The following is a 21,844-nucleotide window of genomic DNA, read 5'->3' as shown; positions in this document are numbered from 1 at the left end:
CAAGTGACACAATATACAGCACAATCTCTTGAAGTTCTTTCTGGTTTAGATCCTGTGCGTCGTCGTCCAGGCATGTATACCGACACCACACGGCCTAACCATTTGGCTCAAGAGGTGATTGATAATGCTGTCGATGAAGCGCTTGCAGGACATGCCAACCAAGTCTATGTCACGGTTTATGAAGATGGATCGTTGTCTGTCGAGGATAATGGGCGAGGTATGCCAGTCGATATTCATCCTGAATATGGCCAAAGTGGTATCGAAATTATTTTAACCAAGCTGCATGCAGGCGGTAAGTTTAGTACCGATAACTATCAGTTTTCTGGTGGTTTGCATGGGGTTGGGATTTCGGTGGTCAATGCATTGTCTACACGGGTTGAGGTTGCGGTACAACGCCACGGAAATTTATATCAAATGGCGTTTGAGCAGGGCGAGCCTGTTGCACCGTTATCAGTCTTAGAGGGCAAGGTAGCAAAGCGTGCCACAGGAACAACCGTGCGTTTTTGGCCTGAAGCAAAATATTTTGATAGTCCGAAGTTTGCATTAAAAGCCTTAAAACATAATTTAAAAGCCAAAGCTGTTCTAGCAGCAGGCTTGAAAATCATTTACGACGATAAGATTAATAACGAACGGATCGAGTGGCAGTTTGAAAATGGTTTAGTCGACTATTTGATGGATGAGCTACAAGATCGTGAGATTTTACCTGATCCAGCCTTTGTCAGTAGTGGAAAAGCAGACCGCGCAGCATGCGAGCTTGCGATTTGCTGGAATGTAGAGGGTGGCGAGCAAATTCAGGAAAGCTATGTCAACCTGATTCCAACTGCCCAAGGCGGAACACATGTTAATGGTTTGCGTTCTGGTGTCACCGAAGCGTTACGTGAGTTTTGTGAGTTACGTAATTTACTGCCGCGCAACGTGAAACTCTCTGCTGAAGATGTGTGGGATGGGGTGAATTTCATTTTATCGTTGAAATTCCAAGAGCCTCAGTTTTCAGGACAGACCAAAGAACGTTTATCTAGTCGTGAAGCATCCAATATTGTGTTGAATATTGTGAAAGATGCCTTTGCTTTATGGCTCAATCAACATGCTGAGATTGCAACGCAACTGGCGGAAATGGCGATTGCGAAAGCTGGGCGTCGTTTAAAAGCTGCGAAAAAAGTTGAGCGCAAGAAGATTGTTGCGGGTCCTGCATTACCTGGAAAACTAGCAGATTGTGTCGGGTTGACCCGTGAAGACAGTGAACTGTTTATTGTCGAAGGGGATTCCGCAGGTGGAAGTGCCAAACAAGCTCGGGATAAAAACTTTCAAGCGATTATGCCGATTCGTGGAAAGATCTTAAATACGTGGGAAGTGTCTTCGGATGAGGTATTAGCCTCGCAAGAAGTCCATGATATTGCCATTGCAATAGGGGTTGATCCGGGCAGTGATGATCTATCGGAACTCCGCTATGGCAAAGTTTGTATTCTTGCCGATGCCGACTCGGATGGTTTACATATTGCGACTTTATTGTGTGCCCTGTTTGTCAAACATTTTCCAACTTTGGTAGAAGAAGGGCATTTGTTTGTTGCGATGCCACCTCTATATCGTATTGATGTGGGAAAAGATGTGCATTACGCCCTTGATGATGAGGAACTTGAAGCGATCTTGAAGAAAGTGAAGGGCAATAAAAACCCACAAATTACCCGATTTAAAGGACTGGGTGAGATGAACGCTAGCCAGCTTCGTGAAACCACGATGGATCCCAATACACGTCGTTTAGTACAGTTAGATTTGGATGATGCCCATTATACTGCGAGTTTGTTGGATAAATTACTTGCCAAAAAACGTTCGGCTGATCGTAAGCATTGGTTAGAGCAAAAGGGTAATTTGGCTGATATTGTGGTTTGATTTGAGCTAAAACTGAGTAAGCAGAGATTCGTAGAAGCCAAGCATCATGCTTGGCTTTTTTATTGAGAACAAAAATGCATCATTTTAGATCACGATGTATTTTTTGTATGCAATGTTGTATACAAGATTGGATTTTTCTCTTTCGATTTTAATTAATGTTTATATAAAACAATAAATTAACTTGTTGGCATAAAAATTGAATAACTCCACTTAGTCAACATCACAACACACAAAATGTGGAGAAAAAAGATGCAACAAAAATTAATGCCGATTTCTATGCTTATGGCTGCCATGATGGGTATGGGGCTAGTGGGTTGTTCTAAGCCTGCTGAAACATCTGAACAAACAAAAACAGAAACCAAAGCTGCACCAGCCGATGGTGAAACCATTAAAGTCGGAATTTTACACTCCCTTTCAGGCACGATGGCGATTTCTGAAACTTCGCTGAAAGATACGGCATTGATGACCATTAATGAAATCAATGCCAATGGTGGGGTACTTGGTAAAAAGTTAGAACCTGTGGTGGTCGATCCTGCATCGGATTGGCCGTTATTTGCTGAGCGCGCTCGTCAGTTAATTACCCAAGACAAGGTCGCGGTGATTTTTGGAAGTTGGACGTCGGTATCACGTAAATCTGTTCTCCCTGTGGTGGAAGAGTTGAATGGCTTAATGTTTTACCCTGTGCAATATGAGGGTCAGGAACAATCTAAAAATATTTTCTACACAGGCGCAGCACCGAATCAGCAAGCGATTCCTGCGGTGGAATATTTAATGAGTGATGAGGGGGGTAAAGCTGAACGCTTTGTATTACTCGGCACGGATTATGTCTATCCACGCACCACCAATAAGATTTTACGTGCGTTCTTGAAGTCGAAAGGCATTGCTGATGCCGACATCATGGAGGAGTACACCCCATTTGGTCATAGTAATTATCAAACCATTGTTTCCAATATTAAAAAATTCTCAGCCGGTAAGAAAACCGCGGTGATCTCCACCATCAATGGTGATTCAAACGTGCCTTTCTATCGTGAGTTAGGCAACCAAGGGATTAAAGCCTCAGAGCTTCCGGTGATGGCATTCTCTGTCGGTGAGGAAGAATTGCGCGGGATCGATACTAAACCATTGGTGGGGCATTTGGCGGCATGGAACTATTTCATGTCGATTAAAAATCCGAAAAATACTGAATTCGTGAATAAATTCAAACAATTCGCGGTGGAATACAAGTTGCCAAATGCGGACAAAGTGGTCACCAATGACCCAATGGAAGCAACCTATGTTGGCATCAATATGTGGAAACAAGCTGTTGAGAAAGCAGGCACGACAGATGTAGATAAAGTTCGTGAGGCGATGGCAGGTCAAACCTTTGCTGCGCCATCGGGTTATACCTTAAAAATGGACGCCAGCAATCATCATTTACACAAGCCTGTGATGATTGGACAAATCCGTGCCGATGGTCAGTTTGATGTGGTTCATAAAACGCCTGAAACCATTCCAGCAGAGCCTTGGAGTCCATACATCCCGAAATAAAAGCTTGTTAGAACCTGCCGTTGATGCAGCAGGTTCTTTTCATTTTTTTGATTTAACCATTCAAATATAGATTCAATAAAGGGGAGTCATATGGCGAAACACTATGTGTTAGCACTGCTCTGCGTTATGGCACAGTTTTTTTGTGGTCTTGCTTGGGCAGAGCAAAGTACTTCGGCGTCCACATCTCCTATCGTAACGCCTACAACTACTCAAGATGCGATTCAAAGTTTTGTGAAGGCAGATTTCGCCACGCGCCGTGCCATGCTAAATCAATGGCCAGCCAGTATTGAACAGCTTGATCAGTTAGTTGCGTATATTGACCAAAATGAGTTGTATACCGATAGTGCAGGACAGACTTACATCTTACAAAATGATGAGGTCTTATTGAGTTACCCTGCCAAACAGGTATTGGAAGATTGGCCTGCCGATTTGTCCCAAGTTACTTTGGTCAATACTTTACGCAAAGCGCTCAATTTTGGGCAAGCCAAAGCCAAGCTTGATTCTGACGATGCCTCGCAACGTTTGGCTGCGGTAGATATTTTGGAAAATAATCTCGCTGAAATCGATTTGGCGATGGTTAAACGACTGTATTTGACTGAACAGAATAATAAAGTCAAAGCCAGATTAGCACAGCTCAAAGCCCGATTAGAGTTTAATGATTCTGATGTGTTTGGAAAAATTGCTGCGGTCAATGTCTTAGCTGAGTCGAATCGTCCTGATGTATTGGCATTGATGGAACAAAGTCTAGCGCAACCGATCAACAATCAAGAATTACATGCCGCTTTGGTTGATGCCAAGAGCAAAATTAAAACCAGAATTCAGGCCAGTGAATGGTCTGGACACGTTTTTTCGGGTTTAAGCACCGCCAGTATTTTATTGTTGGCTGCGCTCGGTCTTGCGATTACCTACGGTTTGCTTGGCGTGATCAATATGGCGCATGGCGAACTGATCATGATCGGTGCTTATACCACTTATGTGGTGCAAAGTTTCTTTAAAACCCATTTTGCTGGATTGGTCGATTGGTATTTACTGGCCGCGATTCCCGCTGCCTTTTTGGTGAGTGCTTTGATCGGCATGTTGATCGAACGCACGGTGATTCGCCCCTTATATGGTCGCCAACTTGAAACGCTGCTGGCAACTTTTGGTGTCAGTTTGATTCTGATGCAATTGGTTCGCATGTTTTTTGGTGCGCAAAATGTCGAAGTCTCCAATGTCTCATGGCTCAGTGGCGGTATTGCACTGACGCCAAGCTTGATGCTGCCGTATAACCGTATCGCGATTATTGTCTTTACCGTTGCAGTGTTATTTCTGTTGATTTTCCTACTCAATAAAACGCGTTTTGGTCTGTTCGTTCGTGCGGTCACGCAAAACCGTCAGATGGCACGCGCAGTCGGCATTCGCTCAGCGCGGATTGACATGATGGCATTTGGTTTAGGTTCGGGTCTAGCGGGGCTGGCAGGCTGTGCGTTGGCACAAGTCGGCAATGTTGGGCCTGATCTTGGACAAAACTACATTATTGATGCCTTCCTTGTGGTGGTGGTTGGTGGCGTTGGACAAGTGTGGGGCGCAGTATTGGCAGCACTCGGTCTAGGCATTAGCGGCACAATGTTGGAAATCGGCATGGGTGCTGTATTGGCAAAAATTATTCTACTGGTACTTGTGATTTTGTTTATCCAAAAACGTCCACAAGGTTTGTTCGCCATCAAAGGCCGTTTTGTGGAGTAAGCCAATGAAAATCACTTCTTTATTTGCAGATAAACCCTATAGCGGTATTGCCATCGCCGTGTGTTTTACGGTGATGATGATTTTACCGTGGTTACACCTGCTCCCTCCGGATTCAGCATTTTACTTATCCGCGTATTGGGTCACCTTGATTGGCAAAATTATGTGCCTTGCTTTAGTGGCATTGGCATTGGATTTGGTCTGGGGCTATGCCGGTATTTTGAGTTTAGGGCATGGTTTGTACTTCGCACTGGGTGGTTATGCTTTTGGCATGTATCTGATGCGCCAATCCGCAGGCGATGGCTTACCCGATTTTATGCGCTTTCTCAGTTGGACTGAATTGCCGTGGTATTGGACAGGAACAGAACATATTCTCTGGGCAATGGCATTGGTGATTTTAGTCCCTGGAATTGTGGCCTTTATTTTTGGTTTCTTTGCATTTCGCTCGAAAATCAAAGGGGTGTATTTCTCGATTATTACTCAGGCAATGGTGTTTGCCGCAGCGTTATTATTCTTCCGTAACGAAACAGGCTTTGGCGGAAACAATGGTTTCACAGGTTTTAAAACCTTATTGGGTTTTGATATTACCTCTGCGCCGATGCGTGCCACCTTATGTTTTGTAACTGCTTTGGTATTGATGCTGTGCTTTATTGGATTACGTCAATTGATGAATCGTCCTTATGGTCGTGTTCTCGGTGCAATCCGTGACAGTGAAAACCGTTTGCAATATTTAGGTTATCGCACGCTGTGGTACAAACTATCAGCATGGGTGCTTTCGGCTGTGATCGCAGGGATTGCAGGTGCGCTCTATGTACCGCAAGTTGGCATCATCAATCCGAGTGAAATGAATCCTGTCAACTCGATCGAAATGGCCGTGTGGGTTGCTGCGGGTGGGCGTGGTACCTTGATTGGCCCAATTTTAGGTGCAGGTCTGATCAATGCCGCTAAAACCTATTTCACGGTAGCTGCACCTGAAGCATGGCTGCTGATTTTGGGCGCATTATTTATTGTGGTGACTTTATTCCTTCCTAAAGGTGTCATTGGTTTGTTTGACCGCTTTAAAAAGGAGCGTAATTAAATGAGTGATTTAGACAACAACTCAGCTCAACATGGTGGTCAACTGGGTGAGGGTTACGGACGCGCCAAAACACAAGGTGCGGACTTTAGTCATGGTATTGCCTTGTATTTAGAAAAAGTCAGTGTTTGGTTTGATTCATTTCGTGCTTTAAATGATTTATCGCTGTATATCGCAGAGGGTGAGTTGCGTTGCATTATCGGGCCAAATGGTGCAGGAAAAACCACCTTAATGGATGTGATTACAGGTAAAACTCGACCGACCACAGGTACTGCATTTTTTGGACAAAATTATGATTTAGCCAAAATGAGTACTGAACAAATTGCCGAAGCGGGTATTGGACGCAAGTTTCAAAAGCCCACGGTATTTGAAAATTTCACCGTGCTGGAAAATTTATTGTTGGCTGCACCACGAGATAAACGGGTCAAAAAAAGTTTGTTTAGTCGCTTAGATCCTGAAGCGCAATTGGCTTTAGATGAAACACTGGAGCAAATCCGCCTCAAAGAGTTTTTACATAAGCCAGCAGGCTTATTGTCCCATGGACAAAAGCAATGGTTAGAAATTGGCATGTTGTTGATGCAACGTCCCAAGCTGATTTTATTGGATGAGCCTGTGGCAGGCATGACCGATGCAGAAACTGAGCGCACAGCCGAACTCTGTTTAGAGTTGAAAAAGAACCACACCTTAGTGGTGGTTGAGCATGATATGAGCTTTATTGACACCATCAGTGAAAAAGTTACGGTGTTGGCGCAAGGGGCGATCTTGGCTGAAGGCACATTGGCAGAAGTACAAGCCAATGAAGATGTGATTGAAAAATATTTGGGACGATAGGGGACACTGATGCTAGAAGTGAAAGAAATTAACCAGTTCTATGGTGGTAGTCATATTCTGCGTGATGTGTCGTTGTCTGCACCTGTAGGTGAATGCAGTGTGGTTCTTGGGCGTAATGGTGTAGGTAAAACCACGTTATTAAAGTGCTTAATGGGGATTTTGCCGATTAAATCAGGACAGATTCTATTAGATGGAAAAGATATTGCCAAGATGTCACCTGAACAACGAGTACGTGCAGGTTTGGCCTATGTGCCGCAAGGGCGTGATATTTTTTCGACGCTCACTGTTGAGGAAAATATTTTAATTGGTATGGCGAAATTTTCAGGGGCAAAGACGCGGAAAGTACCGAGTCATCTCTATGAAATTTTCCCTGTGTTGGATGAAATGAAACATCGCCGTGGTGGGGATCTGTCAGGCGGTCAGCAACAGCAGCTCGCCATTGCCAGAGCTTTAGCCTCTGAACCTCGGGTTTTGATTTTGGATGAGCCAACGGAGGGGATTCAACCCTCGATTATTAAAGATATTGGTCGGGTGATTCGTAAGTTGGCAGATCAAGGGGAAATGGCAATCGTGTTGGTTGAGCAGTTTTATGATTTTGCTGAGGAGCTTGCGGATAATTATACCGTGATGGCTCGGGGGCAGGTGGTTGCACAAGGGCGTGGTGATGATATGCCTGAGAAGGGGATTCGGGAGTTGGTGGCGATTTAAAAAAAGCCTCGAAAGAGGCTTTTTTCTTATTTATCTTCAACCTTATAAAACGTACCACCTGCATAGACATTATGTCCAAAGCCGCATGTGGACTGACCATTGTTTTGTTCTACCTCGATTTTTTGTCCATTCTGTGGATCATTTAAAAATTGAAGTTTGATCTGACAGTCTTCATAACGATATTTTGCCTGTTTTGCGGTGATCGGCATGCTGGTTTCAAATGAACCCAGATTTGGACCATAAATTAGCCCGCGCAGTCCAAAATAATAGCCTTCAAAGTCAATCAGATATCGGTTCTGTTGCTTTTTGACGGTGATGTAATCCCATTGACCAAAACCATTGGCTCGTACATAGCTTCCTTGTAAGTCTTTAGAGATTTGCGGTTTAGGCAGTTGGTTCAAATTATATTGACTGGTTTTAGTGTCTTTATTCCGTAAAAACCAGACTCTTGCCCATTGTGGTTTGCCTAGCTTGGCATAGCTCAATCCGACATTATTATTGGCGATCTCAACGTCTCGATCAGTGACTCGAATGCCGCTTTCTTCGGCATTTAGTTGGCAGAAATGTGCCCATGCGGCTTGATCTTCAAATTGTTTCACCGCTTTTGCATATTGCTTCTGATCGTAGAACTTTTTGCCCGCTTGAGCATATTGTTTTACTTTGGCACAGCCTTGTTGTAACTCTTGTTCAAAGGATGATTCAGCGAAACTTGTGGTCGCTGCGAAAACACTAGTGATAACGAAATATAAGGGTAATGCTTTCATCTTATTGGTCTTTTAAAAATCTAAGTCTTTTTGATTTTAGCCAACTATCCACCATGACGGCAGTGATGAAATTGTTATGCTTGTTGAAGATGCAATTGCATTAAAACTAAGTCACGCCATTGACCAAACTTTTGTCCGACTTGTGGCATGTAACCTGTTTGCACAAAACCGAGTTGTTGGTGTAGCACGATTGAGCCTGTATTTTCGCTATCAATTGCTGCAACCATAATATGCATCTGTTGTTGTGTTGCGAGATGAATCAGTTGCAGCATTAAGGCTTTACCTAGACCCTGACGTGCGTAGCTTGGATCAATAAAGACAGAATGTTCAATGGTTTGACGATATCCAGCAATGCTCCGAAATGCAGCATAGTAAGCATAACCGACCACTTTTTTATGTTGTAGATCTTCGACCACAATCATGGGAAATTGCTGTTGCTGTAAATCCTGAAAGCGTTGTTGATATTGAGTGAGGGAAACAGTTTGATCATTCCAATTGGCTATTCCAGTTGAAATTTCAGCATTGTAAATGGTCAGTATTTGTTTTAAGTCTTCGATCGTTGCAAAACGGATTTGATATTGTGAAGCCAAAGTATAGGGTGCAAGTGAGATATTTACTGACATGGGATCGGTCATCAAATCATATGGGAAAAGTGTGATTTTTCAAAATAAGAGAAAAATCAACCAATTCTAATATGAATGATCGTAGCAAAAACAGCAAGGAATGCCTTGCTGTTTTTTAAACGGATCTAAGGCTTAGAAATGATATTTGACTAAAGCGCTAACGTTGTTTTCGTCGCTACCTTTGATACCGAATTTGTTATTCCAAACCGAGTGTTCAACACCAAGATACAAACGAGTGTCTGGTGAAATGTGCTTACCGACATTCCATTTATATTGTGTGGTCCAGTTGAGTTCGCTGGCATGATCTTTTTCAGCCGTTGACCAATCGAGGAAACCATCGACCAAGAATTCTTCTGTAGAAACTTTAAATGGCAACGCATAGACCAAAGTCATTTGATAGTCATCAGCGGTGTTTTCATTGTTGGCACGATAGAAGTTGATATTCGCATATTGGAAATATGGAATTTTAAGATCAAAACCTACGCCGTATAAGAAATTATCGAAGTTACTGCCATCGGCGCTGTTTGCTTCCCAAGTTGTTGAGATCAAAATATCTGTAACTGGGCCAAAAGCTAGTTTTTGACCTGAAATTTCACCCAAGCTTAAACGTGGAGAAAGCTCGAAATAGGTGCTTTTATGGTCGTCACTACCACGCATACGATCCATAAAAAAGAATACATCGGCATATTTTACTTTTGCCGCATATTCAACCGTTAAAGTTGTTTGCTTTTCATCAACAACTTCATAGTTTTCACCATATAAACCCGTGAGGCTAAAGTCTTGCCAAATAGGCTTTGCCTGAGTGAAAGCTGCTGTTGATACCAATAAACATGTCGCCGCAAGTTGCTTAAATTGCATTAAAAAGATCCCCCTAAAAAGGCGTGTAAAGCATACAAGGAATTAAGCAAAAATAAAGCCAAATTTGACCAAATGCTCAAAAGAATTGTATAGGCTGGAGCACTGGAAAATGCGGATCCAACTCAGTCGTTTTTATCGCACGCAGACTCGATTTCAACATAGAGTATTGTGCGTGATTTGAGGATGTTTATTTTCATCCAATTGGCTTGATATTATTCAAAAATTTTTGCTGCGAGAGGGGAAACCTGTGCTAAGCGCTTTAACGGATGCACCAACGCAAATAAAAAATGTCAAAAATCAGCTTGCATATTTTTAATTATGGACGGATATTGGAAATATAGAAGATCTTCTCACATACTGAAAAGCAACAGATGCAAAGCAAGGAGACTACAGGTATTTACACAATCAGAATATACAGCTGCACTGAATGACGGCATGCTCAAAATGCGTCTAAATAACAAGTTTAGTCAAAACGTCTCATCGAAAAGAGAGGAAGATATTTATGAATATTGAAATCCGTACAGATAAAAACATTCAAGGTAGTGAACGTTTAATTGGTTATGTCCGTGCAGAACTAATGCAAGAATTTCAACGCTATAGTGAGCGTATTACACATTTTTCAGTTCATCTTAGTGATGAAAATGGGGAAAAAACGGGAGATCATGATAAACGCTGTATGATCGAAGCTCGCCCAGCAGGTTTGAAACCTGTCGCAGTAACGCATAAAGCTGCAAATATTGATTTTTCTATTCATGGTGCGATTGATAAGTTGAAACGCAGTCTGGAGCATTTGTATGAGAAAAAAGACCACCATCGTGGTGGCTTGCCTGAATATATTGATGTAGATGATGATTTAGATGTAAAAGAAGCATAATCATATCTACATAAAAAAAGCCCAATATCGGGCTTTTTTTATGCGTGTATCAAATTTATACATGATTTTTAGTTCGTTTTATAAAAAGCTGTCGGGATATTCGGCATAATAGAAACATTAAATATTATATTGTGAGAATTGGTCATGTTAAGCAAACAGCAACAGGCCTTGGTACAAGCCATACAACAACTCGATTTAGCCCAAGTGCAATCTCTACTTGCTGAAGGACTTGACCCAAATTTTATTGATCCTGAGCAAGGTCCACCTGTTTCAGTCATTTGTGATGGCTTATTTGCATGGTGGGAAAAGATTTGTGAGGCCTATGAAGCCAATCAACCCATTGCTGAAACTGAAAAACAACAACAACTTAAAGTCTATTTAGATATTTTAGATGCACTCATTCAGGCGAAAGCGAATTTGCATTTGTGGGATGCAGAAGAGTTTTATGGCCCACTTTGGGATGCAGCGAGTTCAGCTTGTGCGCCAGTGGTAAAACGCTTATTGGATGAAAAAGTTGATCCAAATACACGTGATGAAGAAGGTTTAACGATTTTATCATCAATCAGCCAACTGTTCTTTGATTGTGACTTTGATGAAATCGATTGGTCAGAGTCATTAGCTGAAGAGCGTGAGACGCTTGAGTTACTGCGTAACAATGGTGCAAAAATGTCAAAAGAACTGACCGCCTAAGCGTAGTCAAAGAAAAGAAAGGGGATAATGATGAATAAACTTCAAACATTGAGTTTTATTGCTGTATCGATGATGGCGAGCACGACTTTTGCTGCAGATTTCTCTTTTGATCGTCCTGGCGCTGGCATGGGTACAGGAATTACGCCTGTTGGGCAGCTGGCATGGGAACAAGGTTTGCCGACAGTCAGCTATCAACAACAAACCGTAGATGGTGAAAAAGAGAAAACCTTAACCCTCAATGGCGACATGTTATTGCGTACAGGTTTGGCTAAAGGCTTGGAATTACAACTTGGTTGGCAAGGTCCTGTGTGGCAGCAGCATAAACGTGCGGGCATGACCAAAGAAAACAATGGCCTAGGTGATGTCAGCATTGGTTTGAAAAAAGCCATTAATCTACACGATGATCGTCTCACCATGGCTTTGTTGGCCGAAGCTATTTTGGCGACAGGAAATGATGAGTTCACTGCGCATGATGATATCTATAGTTTAACTTCAGCTGTAGCGTATGAGTTTAGTGATCTGATCGGTACCTCAATCACCATGCGTTATGAAGCGCAAAACAGTAATTGGGCGGTAACTGCGATACCTACCATTGATTATAAAATTGCTGGAAAATTATCTGGATACTCAGAATTTATTTACCGTAAAGCAGAAAGCCAAGATTATGAATATGGCTTAGGCACAGGTTTGGTGTATGCGGTGAATAATCGGATGCAGCTTGATGCCAGTGTTGGGGTCGATTTAAATGGTGATGCCAGAAGCTACAATGGTGGTTTAGGCGTATCGGTTTTATTTTAAGCAAAAAGTCTTCTCATGATCTCCCGTGAATTCCTGTATATCTCATCGGGAGCATTGGGCTGATCGAAGAGAAATCATCATGAAAAAATGTACTCAGGGTGGCTACAGTTCCGAACTGATGTGTTACTTCCTTGGTAGTTTATTGTTGTTGTGTGGGTCGATGACCTATGCCCAAGAGAGTGTATCCGAGCAACTGTTAAGCCCTGAAGATGCATTTGCCTTTTCGGTTGAATCGACTGAGCGTAATCAGGCGCGACTCCATTGGAATATTCAACCAAACTATTATTTGTATCAACACAAATTTGAAGTACAACAAGGCAATCAACCCGTACAATTAAATTTGCCTAAAGCAGTTGAACAATATGATGAGAACTATGGACATAGCCAAGTTTATTATCAGCAAGCTGAATTTGATATCCCAACACAAGCATCTCAACATTATCGAGTAACGTGGCAAGGCTGCGCCAAAGATCGGATTTGTTACCCACCCCAAAATATAGAATTTCAGACCGATGTCGATGGTCTGGTCAGTGTGCAAAATACAGGCTCAAATTCACAAAAACGTTTTTTAGATGTGGCTCGTTCTGCCAACGCCTTAAATACCCAAACTACCGCCTTTGATACCGCTTCAGATGAAGCCTTATCTCCTGTCGACTCCACTACGACTGACTCAGCAGGTATGGCACAAGACCAAAAGTGGTCTACCACCTTGGCACAACACTCACTGGCCTATAGTGTATTGTTATTCCTCGGTTTAGGTATATTGCTTGCATTTACGCCGTGTTCATTACCGATGTTGCCGATTCTGACCTCGTTGATTGTCCGTGACAATAAAGGGGTAAAAGCATGGGCGATCGCCTTTACTTTTGTGGTCAGTATGGCCATGGTTTATGCCGTGTTAGGTATGATTGCTGCATCGGCAGGACTTAATTTTCAACGGTGGTTGCAACAACCTGCGACTTTGATTGCTTTTAGCCTATTATTTATCGTGTTTGCCTTAAACCTATTCGGTTTGTTTGAGCTAAAACTGCCACAAAAATGGGTCAATCAATTGGATCGTATGCAGTCGATGCAACAGGGAGGTACTTTAGTTGGTGCCAGTGTCATGGGCATGATTTCGGCGTTATTGGTTGGGCCATGTATGACTGCACCATTGGCTGGGATTTTGTTGTTTATTTCACAAAACCAAAATCAATGGCAAGGTGCTTTACTGTTGTTCACGCTTGGCTTTGGGATGGGACTGCCTTTATTGCTTGCGAGTGTTTTAGGTGCTAAAGCCTTACCGAAAGCAGGCGAGTGGATGCATCAGATTAAGGTAATTTTTGCCTTTTTAATGTTGGCATTAAGTCTTTATTTTCTGCGCCCGTTATTGCCAGAGCTGGCGATGCAGTTGCTTAGCCTGATTTTAGGTCTGGCTTTTATTATTTATGCGCTGTACCGATTATTTGCTCAAAAGGGTAAGTTGCAGTGGCTTTATGTGTTATTGCTCATACTCACCATACCATTTCTTGCTTATACTCAATATCAACATATTCAGAATTTGGGTTCTGTTCAGGCGGAGAAGTTGGCTGAATGGCATGTGGCAAAGACCGCTGAGCAATTTCAACAGATGTTAGCCAATGCGCCGGAAGATCGCGGCATTATTATTGATGTGTATGCAGATTGGTGTGTGGCATGTCAGCCAATTGAGCACCGTATTTTAAAAGATGCAGGAGTACAGCAGGCTCTGTCGCCGTATTATTTAATTAAGCTAGATCTAAGTCAGTATGATGCTTCTCATCAAGCTTTATTAAAACAATGGGATATTTTAGGACCGCCGACCTACTTATTTTTAGATCAGCAACAACAAGAAATTCGTTCGTTACGATTAACTGGGGCATTTAAAAAGGCAGATTTATTACAGCAACTGGCTTTATTTGAAGGAAAATCATAAGCATGTATACTTTATTTATTGGCAATAAAAATTACTCTACTTGGTCGATGCGTCCTTGGATATTATTAAAACAGGCAGGGATTTCGTTTCAAGAGCATCTCATTCAGTTTGATGATTTTGAACTAGATAGTCCATTTAAGACAGAAATTTTGAAACTGAATCCGACGGGTAAAGTACCTGTACTGGTAGATGGTGATGTTACGGTTTGGGATAGTTTGGCGATTTGTGAATACGTCGCAGAGCAATCTCCTGAAAAAAACTTGTTTCCGCAAGATAAAAAATTACGTGCTCGAGCGCGTTGCATTAGCGCAGAAATGCACAGCAGTTTTCAAAGCTTACGTAATCTTTGTCCAATGAATATTGAAGCTGATTTAGCCCATATTGGTCAAAAACTTTGGGCTGAACATGATCAACTTCGTGCTGATGTGGCTCGGATTGAACAAATTTGGTCAGAACGCCCAAGTGAAGATAGCTTCTTATGTGGTGAGTTTAGTGTTGCCGACGCATTTTATGCACCTGTAGTCATGCGTTTTGTGTGTTTCCAATTCCCTGTCTCTGCTTCAAGCCAAGCTTACATGCAAAAAATCTTGTCTTTGTCATCGGTTCAGCAGTGGATTGCCGAAGCCAAACAAGAACAAATGTTTGTGCTTGTTGATGAGCCGTATCGTCAAAATCGGGAAGAGTATTTACAGGCTTAAATATCAATCAATCGCGCAGAAGATTATTCATTTTCTGCGTTAATCAGGAATCAAATCTTCAAAAATTTGGACTTGATTCCGTCCAGCCGCTTTCACCGCATAGAGTGCTTGATCCGCCTGACTAATAATAAGATGCGGTTCATCGGCACTGAGTGAACTACTGATCCCAAAGCTGGCACTGACCGAAAACGCTTGTTGATCTTCTGCCACAAAACGTAGGTTCGCAATCGCCACACGACAACGTTCCGCGATATTCTGCGCTTGAGTGGTGGTGGTATGCGGCAATAATAAAATGAACTCCTCCCCACCAAAACGACCAATCATATCTTGATCACGTAAATGCTTGGTTAAGCAGTCCGCGACTTGAATGAGAACCTGATCTCCCATGCTGTGTCCAAAATGATCATTAATATTTTTAAAATGATCCAGATCAAGCAATACAATTGAATATAACGAGTTGGGTTGTTGATGTAATTTTTCTAGATAAGCACTAATGCTACGACGATTTAACACATCGGTGAGAGGATCGAGACGGCTTAGATGCTGAATTGCCAGCTCTCGTGAACGCCATTGGGTCAGTAAAATTTCAAATAGAAATAAACAGGCAATCAAAATTGGTAATAGAAAAAACAGCATGCTCCCTACCCAAAAGGGATGCATCTCGGATTGATTGAGAACTTCTGGTTTAAATAGCGGTGCGTACTGAAGCACGCCAAACATACTGAGAAAATTGCAAAATAATAAAGCCATGGTGGCAGGCACTAGCGCGCAATAAATCATCTTACGATTAAATAAAACCAATCCAACTGCGACGACGCTGACATATACCACCATGGTTGCAGGGCTAAAACTCCCGATCAAATAACTGGTATGGCAGAGCAGCACGGTAAAAAGCTGTACAGTTAAAATTGGAATGATTTCATATGCCCAAGCTTGGTCTTTGTAGCGATAGCAAGGCACGATTAGGCTTAAAAAGACCATCAGCATAATCACGTTGGTCCATAACTTGGAATAAACCAACGGTAAATTTACCCACTGCCATGTGATGGGATTGAGCAACACCAGCACATCCCAAACAATCCCGAAAAGGGTCATAAAAGCAGCAAGGATCAGTAGCAGAATCGACTTCTTTAACATGTTCCAGTTGATCAGTGGTTCATGTTCCCAAAGCTGTGAGAAACTCCATTTCTCTCGATTCGCCGTCCTCTTAAAATGAATCTTCGTCATTGGCATGCATCCTTTTATGCAATGAGATTCCTAAGAAACTTTATAAATGTAAATTTGACATCAAATGTTGATCAAATGCGTATATAACGAACAATAGCATCTTTGGAATGCGAAGAAAGTCTGCTTCTAAGCTTTGAGTGCAAATCAGAACGGGAAAAATTTTTAGAAAAATAGAGTATGATCTAAATAATCGATTAATTTTATTTTATGATGACAAAAGTGAATCAAGAATGACAATGGTCAGCGATAGCTGACCATTTTTCACACATCGTGAAGGTGTTTAGTCACGATCGAGTCGATGTGCAAATTTAGCAATATCTGCCAATGCTTGCTTGGCTTCTGGGAACCATGCATTGAACATTTGGAAGTTGTGCCACATGCCAGTATAGAGTTTAAAGATCACTTTGACATCGGCTTGTTCCGCTTTCTCACGGAAGCGTTTTGAATCATCCAATAGAATCTCTTTTGATCCAACCTGAACCAGTGTCGGTGGTAGGCCTGTTAAATCATCAAATAGAGGTGATACCCGAGGATCGTCCGCTTGGATATCTTCGGTTAAATAATGATTGATGCCTGCTTGTAATGCTTCAATTGAAAGTAAAGCATCATGCTTTTGATTGAAACGCAGTGATTCGCTGGTGAGAGTCAAATCTAAATAAGGTGACATTAGAATCAAACCACTTGGCATCAACTCAGGTTGTTGTTTGAGACGCAAGCACAGTGCCAATGCGAGATTTGCACCACAAGAATCACCAGAAACAATAATATCTTTGGGTTTAATCCCTTGAACAAGCAGTGTTTGATACACATCGAAGATTGCATCGATCGCATCTGGGAACGGGTGTTCAGGCGCCAAAGGATAATCGATATGAATCACTTGCATTTGTGTACATGCCGCAATATCAGTCATTAGAGCGCGGTGTGTATTGAGGCTTCCCAAGAAAAAAGCACCACCATGAATATGAAAAATGAGCTGAGTTGCCGCGGCTTGAGTTTTAATTTCTTCACCACGAATACCTGCCAAACGCAAAGGACGAATTCGTGCATTAGGATTATGTGGAAATAAGCGACACAATTGATCCAATACAGGGCGCAAAGCATTCGGTGCTAGATTGAACTGACTCGGTGTACGGATGGTCGCTTTGAGTAGGGATTCAGTAAAATAATATTTCCAAACAGTACCAAATTTCATAATTTTTCCATATTGTTAGAGCAATATACAACTAAGAGAGCGCTTGATTTTAGTCCACATTTTGTTGTGATCAGAACAGTGTTTTGTAGCTGTTCAGATTGTACCTAATAGTCACAATCAAGAATTGCAATATTAATGGAAGTTCTCAATACTCTTAGTCTTAAAAGACCCATTAAGGATATTACAAAAATGAAGAAAATTGCTCTAGCACTAGGATTGTTTAGTTTGACAGCTTTTGCCAATGCGGCGGATGCATTACACGGTAGCGTGTGGCAAACCATTGATGATGAAACCAAGCAACCAAAAGCGATCGTCAAGTTTACTGAACAAAAGGACGGTTCATTATCTGCATCGATTCAGAAGTATTTAGTCCCTGGCCAAGAAAGTGTTTGTACGAAATGTGAAGGTCCATTTCATAATAAATCACTGAATGGTGTGGTCATTGTTCGCAACCTGAAGAATTCAGGTGGTGTAAATTATGATGGTGGTTCTATCGTTGATCCAAAAAATGGTAAAACCTATAAACTTAAAGCTGAACTCACTGACGGTGGTAAAAAGCTAAAATTACGCGGTTATATCGGTGTTGCGGCACTGGGTCGTAACCAAACTTGGGTACGTTCTAACTAAGTTATCTTGATAAATCCAAAAAACCGAGTCAAATGACTCGGTTTTTTGTGATATCTGCTTTAAGCAGATAAGTTCTGATAAGTCTCCTCATCAAAACCGACAACAAAACCTTGTGGCGTTTGTAGGACTGGACGTTTAATTAAACTTGGTTGCGCGATTAAAGCCTCAATCAGATTTTGTTCAGTGCTGGTGGCGAGAGCTTGTTCGTCCGCCGTCAATTTGCGCCATGTAGTGCCTTTTTTATTCAGGACTTTCTCTGCGCCGATGTCTTTTAACCAAACTTCTAAAGTCGCAGCATCAATGCCTTGTTTTTTATAATCATGAAACTGGTAATCGATTCCTTTTGCTTGTAGCGCATCAAAGGCTTTTTTCATCGAATTACAATTTTTAATACCGTAAATTTTAAACATGCTGAAAACCATCGGGAAATAAAAAATATCAATGACAGCCTAACGCAAAGTACAAAAAGAGAAAACCCGCATTTAATCATCCTGATCATGCGGGTCTCATTTCAACGTCCAATGTCTCATCCTTGCAAATAAACTTAAACTAAGTTTATTTTGTCTTCCTACGGCGTCCTATCCTTTTGTGGTCATCCTGACCGCTTCCCTGTGCCGTGCAGCTATAATGCCGATACAGCAGCTAAATAAAAATACACAAAAAACGACATGGCATGTAAGTTAAAGAAGCGGTCAAAGTGAACAGTTGTTCACTTAATCGTGTATTTTATAGTCAATAATCACAGGTGCATGGTCGCTAAACCATTGTTCTTTATAGACCCAAGCGTTTGCAGCACGTGCTTTCCAGTCTGGAGAGCAGGCGTGGTAGTCGATACGCCAACCGACATTTTTTGCACGGGCTTGTCCACGATTTGACCACCATGAGTACAATTCTGCTTCAGGTCGTACTTCACGGAAAGTATCGACATAACCCAATTCATCATAGATATGATCGAGCCATGCGCGTTCATGAGGCAAGACGCCTGATGATTTCTGGTTGCCTGACCAGTTCTTAATATCAATGCGTTTATGCACGATATTGTAATCACCACACACGATGATCGATTTATTTTCATCTCGCCATTGTTTTAGTATTTGGGCATATTCTTGTAGAAATAAATCTTTACGTGCTTGCGCTTCGTCACCACTTGATCCTGATGGTAAGTATAACGAGGCAATATGAACAGGATGTGACAGCCCTAAATCGAATTCAGCCGCGATAAAACGACCTTGCGAGTCTGCCAGTTCGAAACCCAAACCATTTTTCACTGAAACAAAGGGCAGACGACTATAAATCGCCGTGCCTGCATAGCCTGCACGTTCAGCAGGGAACAGGTGGGTATACCAGCCTTCAGGTTTGAATTTATCGGTCCATTGTTCATGCGTGATGCGGCTTTCTTGCATACATACCACGTCAGCATCGGACTGTTCTAACCACTCCAATAGTCCTTTGGTTACGGATGCGCGTAGTCCATTCACATTAATTGAAACGACTCGAAGAATTTTTACATCACTTGGATAGCTATCCTTTGGTATCATACGTCTGTTTAACCTCAATTGAAGAATTTGGAGCACCTTATATGACAACGCCTGTGTCATTTCATCCGCAAGCTTTTATCGAACTCGCATTATCACGTGGTGTGCTTAAATTTGGTGAGTTTACCTTAAAATCAGGTCGTGTCAGTCCTTATTTCTTTAACGCAGGTTTGCTCAATGATGGTGAAGCACTCTCGCTTTTAGCGCAAGGTTATGCGGATAAATTGGTTCAGTGTGACAATGTTGGTGTGATTTTTGGCCCTGCGTATAAAGGGATCCCTTTTGTTGCAGCGACAGCAGTGGCGTTATCTCAAGTACATGGTAAGAGCATACCGTGGGGTTTTAACCGTAAAGAAGCCAAAGATCATGGTGAAGGTGGCATGTTGGTTGGTGCATCGGTTGCTGGTCAAAAAGTTTGGATCATTGATGATGTGATCACTGCGGGTACTGCGATTCGTGAAGTGGTCACGATCTTGAAAAATGCAGGTGCGACCATTGCAGGGGTTTTAGTGGCGTTAGATCGTCAGGAATGTGGTCAGGGTGAACTTTCTGCGATTCAGGAAGTGCAAAAAGAATTGGAAATTCCAGTGCATGCACTCATTACCATGAAAGATTTGATGGATTATTTGGATGCTAAAGGCGAAAAAGAAGCTTTGGCAAATATGCAAGCCTATCGTGAAAAATATGGCATCTAAGTTTTAGGTAGTAGGAAAGGAAGCTGAGGCTTCCTTTTTATTTTAACGAATGGTTTAAAAATAAACGTAGATCGTGAGAAAGTAAAAGCCGTTCCAGTGCGTTGGATTCTAGAATGGCTTCCTTTAAGGCATTGATATAAACATTAAGAAAACGCAAAAGCTGTATTATGTTAGTTTCAGCTATTCTTAAAGATAGCTAAAACTGTAAAAGTACCTTAATACGATTTCATCTATTGGACTTAAAAATTTAATGTTACTCCAACTTAAGTACTTCTAATGACATTTCTGCTGGTAAATTCCCTTTATTCTTTAGTTCTGTTAATATTTTTAAAGCCTCTTTTGGGTTTTTAATAAACCCATTCTTACCATGAAAATAATTAATAGCTAACATGAATTTAGCCAAATCATTATCATTGTAAGAAGCTTGTATTAATAAATTATTCGCTTTTTTAATATTTTTTTCGATACAAATCCCATTTCTATATAAAAGAGATAAGTTATATAAGGCATGCTTATTTTTATTTTGAGCAGCCATTTTAAACATTTCTAATGCAGAGCAATAGTTTAAAGATGTATGTATTCCATGGAAATAGAAAAAACCAAGAGTATTTTGGGCATCACCATTTCCAGAATTTGAAGCTTCTTTGTAGTAACTGATAACCATTTTGTTTAGCTTCTCTTGTTTAATTTTTTCTTTGTTTAAAAAATAAAGTTGTGTGATTGAATTGACATCATCAATACTTAACCTAATATTAGCTAAAGGAATTGGATCATTTAGCTTAATGAGTAAATCCTGATTCCATTGTTCTCTTTTTTCCCAAGGACGATTTATTTCATAGTGATTTACAAATGTATTTCCTATTCCTAGAGGGCCTAGTAATAGTGAAATCACGGCATAGGAATATATGAATTTTTTAAGATCCATGAAGTTTGATGCTATTAGATTTCTGTCAATTTTGTTCATTATTGCTAATGACATAAATATTATAGATAGGTTAAATAAGAATAAAGCAATCCATCTAATATAATCAAATGCTATTAATGTTAGAGCTAAGGGCGATGCTGAAAAGAATAAGATTAGAAGAAAAGTTTTTTTATCTGTGCTATTTTTAACAAATAAAAAAATAGGTGCGCAAAATATAAACGTAAAAAATATTTTTAAATATGCTTTGGTTTCAAAAAAAGTTTGATAGTTAGTTGTGAAGTTTTCTTTTAAAGTTAGTAATGATGTACTTACTGCATAAGGTTGAAAATGTTCATAATACATAAAGGTTTCAATAATTGAATTAACCTGGAAAGCAGACATCTTTCCATAGATAACTACAGTGACCAGCAATATAAAAGATTCTGCCCCAATCAGAAAAATGTGGCTTATATTTCTATATTTCTGATAATAAATAAAGGCTAAAGTTGGAACAAAAAATACCAGCATCGCTTCATGCGTTAAAGCCATTATTGGCAATGTTAGCAATATAAATATTAGAACAATAGACTTCCTTCATAAATCATTTTTCAATCAATTTAATTGTTTATCTTTCACCCAATCTAAATTGTATATGCCAGCAAGTAAATTAAACCGC

Annotated in this window: 21 protein-coding genes; 13 read left to right on the top strand and 8 right to left on the bottom strand. The window is 41.1% G+C overall.

Annotated elements, in window-relative coordinates:
- Positions 1 to 3: 3 nt before the first annotated feature.
- The 6 genes from parE (at position 4) to urtE (ending at position 7,750) form a co-directional block, all read left to right on the top strand.
- Entirely contained in the window at positions 4 to 1,887 is a 1,884-nt protein-coding gene (parE, locus tag F991_RS16365; protein WP_004673511.1) for a DNA topoisomerase IV subunit B, read from the top strand.
- A 249-nt stretch (positions 1,888 to 2,136) separates the two neighbouring features.
- Positions 2,137 to 3,414 carry an urea ABC transporter substrate-binding protein gene (gene urtA / locus F991_RS16360; protein ID WP_004673509.1) on the top strand — a complete coding sequence of 426 codons (1,278 nt, stop codon included), beginning with the start codon at positions 2,137 to 2,139 and terminating at the stop codon, positions 3,412 to 3,414.
- A 90-nt stretch (positions 3,415 to 3,504) separates the two neighbouring features.
- The gene (gene urtB / locus F991_RS16355) at positions 3,505 to 5,139 is read left to right on the top strand and encodes an urea ABC transporter permease subunit UrtB (protein WP_004673507.1); all 1,635 of its coding nucleotides are present in this window, start codon (positions 3,505 to 3,507) and stop codon (positions 5,137 to 5,139) included.
- 4 nt (positions 5,140 to 5,143) lie between these two features.
- The gene (gene urtC, locus F991_RS16350) at positions 5,144 to 6,214 is read left to right on the top strand and encodes an urea ABC transporter permease subunit UrtC (RefSeq protein ID WP_004673504.1); all 1,071 of its coding nucleotides are present in this window, start codon (positions 5,144 to 5,146) and stop codon (positions 6,212 to 6,214) included.
- Positions 6,215 to 7,042, top strand: a complete 828-nt coding sequence (gene urtD / locus F991_RS16345; RefSeq protein WP_004673503.1) for an urea ABC transporter ATP-binding protein UrtD — start codon at positions 6,215 to 6,217, stop codon at positions 7,040 to 7,042.
- 9 nt (positions 7,043 to 7,051) lie between these two features.
- Positions 7,052 to 7,750: an urea ABC transporter ATP-binding subunit UrtE gene (gene urtE, locus F991_RS16340; RefSeq protein ID WP_004673502.1), complete on the top strand. Its 699-nt coding sequence runs from the start codon at positions 7,052 to 7,054 to the stop codon at positions 7,748 to 7,750.
- Between the two features lie 26 nt (positions 7,751 to 7,776).
- On the opposite strand, the gene F991_RS16335 is transcribed toward urtE, so the two are convergent.
- The 3 genes from F991_RS16335 to F991_RS16325 all read right to left on the bottom strand — a co-directional run bounded on the left by F991_RS16335 (position 7,777) and on the right by F991_RS16325 (position 9,995).
- The gene (locus F991_RS16335; protein ID WP_004673501.1) at positions 7,777 to 8,514 is read right to left on the bottom strand and encodes a hypothetical protein; all 738 of its coding nucleotides are present in this window, start codon (positions 8,512 to 8,514) and stop codon (positions 7,777 to 7,779) included.
- A gap of 74 nt (positions 8,515 to 8,588) precedes the next feature.
- A complete protein-coding gene (locus tag F991_RS16330) occupies positions 8,589 to 9,137 on the bottom strand; it encodes a GNAT family N-acetyltransferase (protein ID WP_034595787.1) in 549 nt (182 codons plus the stop codon).
- Between the two features lie 132 nt (positions 9,138 to 9,269).
- Entirely contained in the window at positions 9,270 to 9,995 is a 726-nt protein-coding gene (locus F991_RS16325; protein ID WP_004673499.1) for an outer membrane protein OmpK, read from the bottom strand.
- Between the two features lie 502 nt (positions 9,996 to 10,497).
- Between F991_RS16325 and F991_RS16320 the strand changes: the two genes are divergently transcribed.
- From F991_RS16320 to F991_RS16300, 5 genes are all read left to right on the top strand, one after another.
- On the top strand, positions 10,498 to 10,869 hold the full coding sequence (locus F991_RS16320; RefSeq protein ID WP_004673497.1) for an HPF/RaiA family ribosome-associated protein: 372 nt from the start codon (positions 10,498 to 10,500) through the stop codon (positions 10,867 to 10,869).
- 144 nt (positions 10,870 to 11,013) lie between these two features.
- A complete protein-coding gene (locus F991_RS16315) occupies positions 11,014 to 11,559 on the top strand; it encodes an ankyrin repeat domain-containing protein (protein WP_004673494.1) in 546 nt (181 codons plus the stop codon).
- Between the two features lie 30 nt (positions 11,560 to 11,589).
- Positions 11,590 to 12,357 carry a transporter gene (locus tag F991_RS16310; RefSeq protein WP_034594690.1) on the top strand — a complete coding sequence of 256 codons (768 nt, stop codon included), beginning with the start codon at positions 11,590 to 11,592 and terminating at the stop codon, positions 12,355 to 12,357.
- Between the two features lie 79 nt (positions 12,358 to 12,436).
- The gene (gene dsbD, locus F991_RS16305) at positions 12,437 to 14,290 is read left to right on the top strand and encodes a protein-disulfide reductase DsbD (protein WP_004673491.1); all 1,854 of its coding nucleotides are present in this window, start codon (positions 12,437 to 12,439) and stop codon (positions 14,288 to 14,290) included.
- A 2-nt stretch (positions 14,291 to 14,292) separates the two neighbouring features.
- Entirely contained in the window at positions 14,293 to 14,988 is a 696-nt protein-coding gene (locus tag F991_RS16300; protein ID WP_004673489.1) for a glutathione S-transferase family protein, read from the top strand.
- 39 nt (positions 14,989 to 15,027) lie between these two features.
- Here F991_RS16300 and F991_RS16295 read toward each other — a convergent pair whose 3' ends face one another.
- Both F991_RS16295 and F991_RS16290 read right to left on the bottom strand, forming a co-directional pair.
- Positions 15,028 to 16,215: a GGDEF domain-containing protein gene (locus tag F991_RS16295; RefSeq protein WP_004673487.1), complete on the bottom strand. Its 1,188-nt coding sequence runs from the start codon at positions 16,213 to 16,215 to the stop codon at positions 15,028 to 15,030.
- Positions 16,216 to 16,495: 280 nt separating this feature from the next.
- A complete protein-coding gene (locus F991_RS16290; protein WP_004673485.1) occupies positions 16,496 to 17,407 on the bottom strand; it encodes an alpha/beta hydrolase in 912 nt (303 codons plus the stop codon).
- 189 nt (positions 17,408 to 17,596) lie between these two features.
- Between F991_RS16290 and F991_RS16285 the strand changes: the two genes are divergently transcribed.
- Positions 17,597 to 18,034 carry a DUF2147 domain-containing protein gene (locus F991_RS16285; RefSeq protein ID WP_004673483.1) on the top strand — a complete coding sequence of 146 codons (438 nt, stop codon included), beginning with the start codon at positions 17,597 to 17,599 and terminating at the stop codon, positions 18,032 to 18,034.
- A 59-nt stretch (positions 18,035 to 18,093) separates the two neighbouring features.
- Here F991_RS16285 and F991_RS16280 read toward each other — a convergent pair whose 3' ends face one another.
- Both F991_RS16280 and F991_RS16275 read right to left on the bottom strand, forming a co-directional pair.
- Positions 18,094 to 18,444, bottom strand: coding sequence for an arsenate reductase (locus F991_RS16280; protein WP_004673481.1), 351 nt, complete (start codon positions 18,442 to 18,444; stop codon positions 18,094 to 18,096).
- Positions 18,445 to 18,747: 303 nt separating this feature from the next.
- Positions 18,748 to 19,572 (bottom strand): exodeoxyribonuclease III, encoded by an 825-nt coding sequence (locus tag F991_RS16275; RefSeq protein ID WP_004673480.1) that lies wholly within the window; start codon positions 19,570 to 19,572, stop codon positions 18,748 to 18,750.
- 41 nt (positions 19,573 to 19,613) lie between these two features.
- Here F991_RS16275 and pyrE point away from each other — a divergent pair, with 41 nt between their 5' ends.
- Positions 19,614 to 20,264: an orotate phosphoribosyltransferase gene (gene pyrE / locus F991_RS16270; protein ID WP_004673479.1), complete on the top strand. Its 651-nt coding sequence runs from the start codon at positions 19,614 to 19,616 to the stop codon at positions 20,262 to 20,264.
- A 253-nt stretch (positions 20,265 to 20,517) separates the two neighbouring features.
- Here pyrE and F991_RS16265 read toward each other — a convergent pair whose 3' ends face one another.
- Positions 20,518 to 21,717 (bottom strand): tetratricopeptide repeat protein, encoded by a 1,200-nt coding sequence (locus tag F991_RS16265; protein WP_004673478.1) that lies wholly within the window; start codon positions 21,715 to 21,717, stop codon positions 20,518 to 20,520.
- Between the last annotated feature and the right edge of the window lie 127 nt (positions 21,718 to 21,844).

The organism is Acinetobacter sp. CIP-A165 (assembly GCF_000367985.1).
Taxonomy (GTDB): Bacteria; Pseudomonadota; Gammaproteobacteria; order Pseudomonadales; family Moraxellaceae; genus Acinetobacter.
Note: the sequence above shows the minus strand (reverse complement) of the source record. Positions and strands in the feature narration are given on the sequence as shown.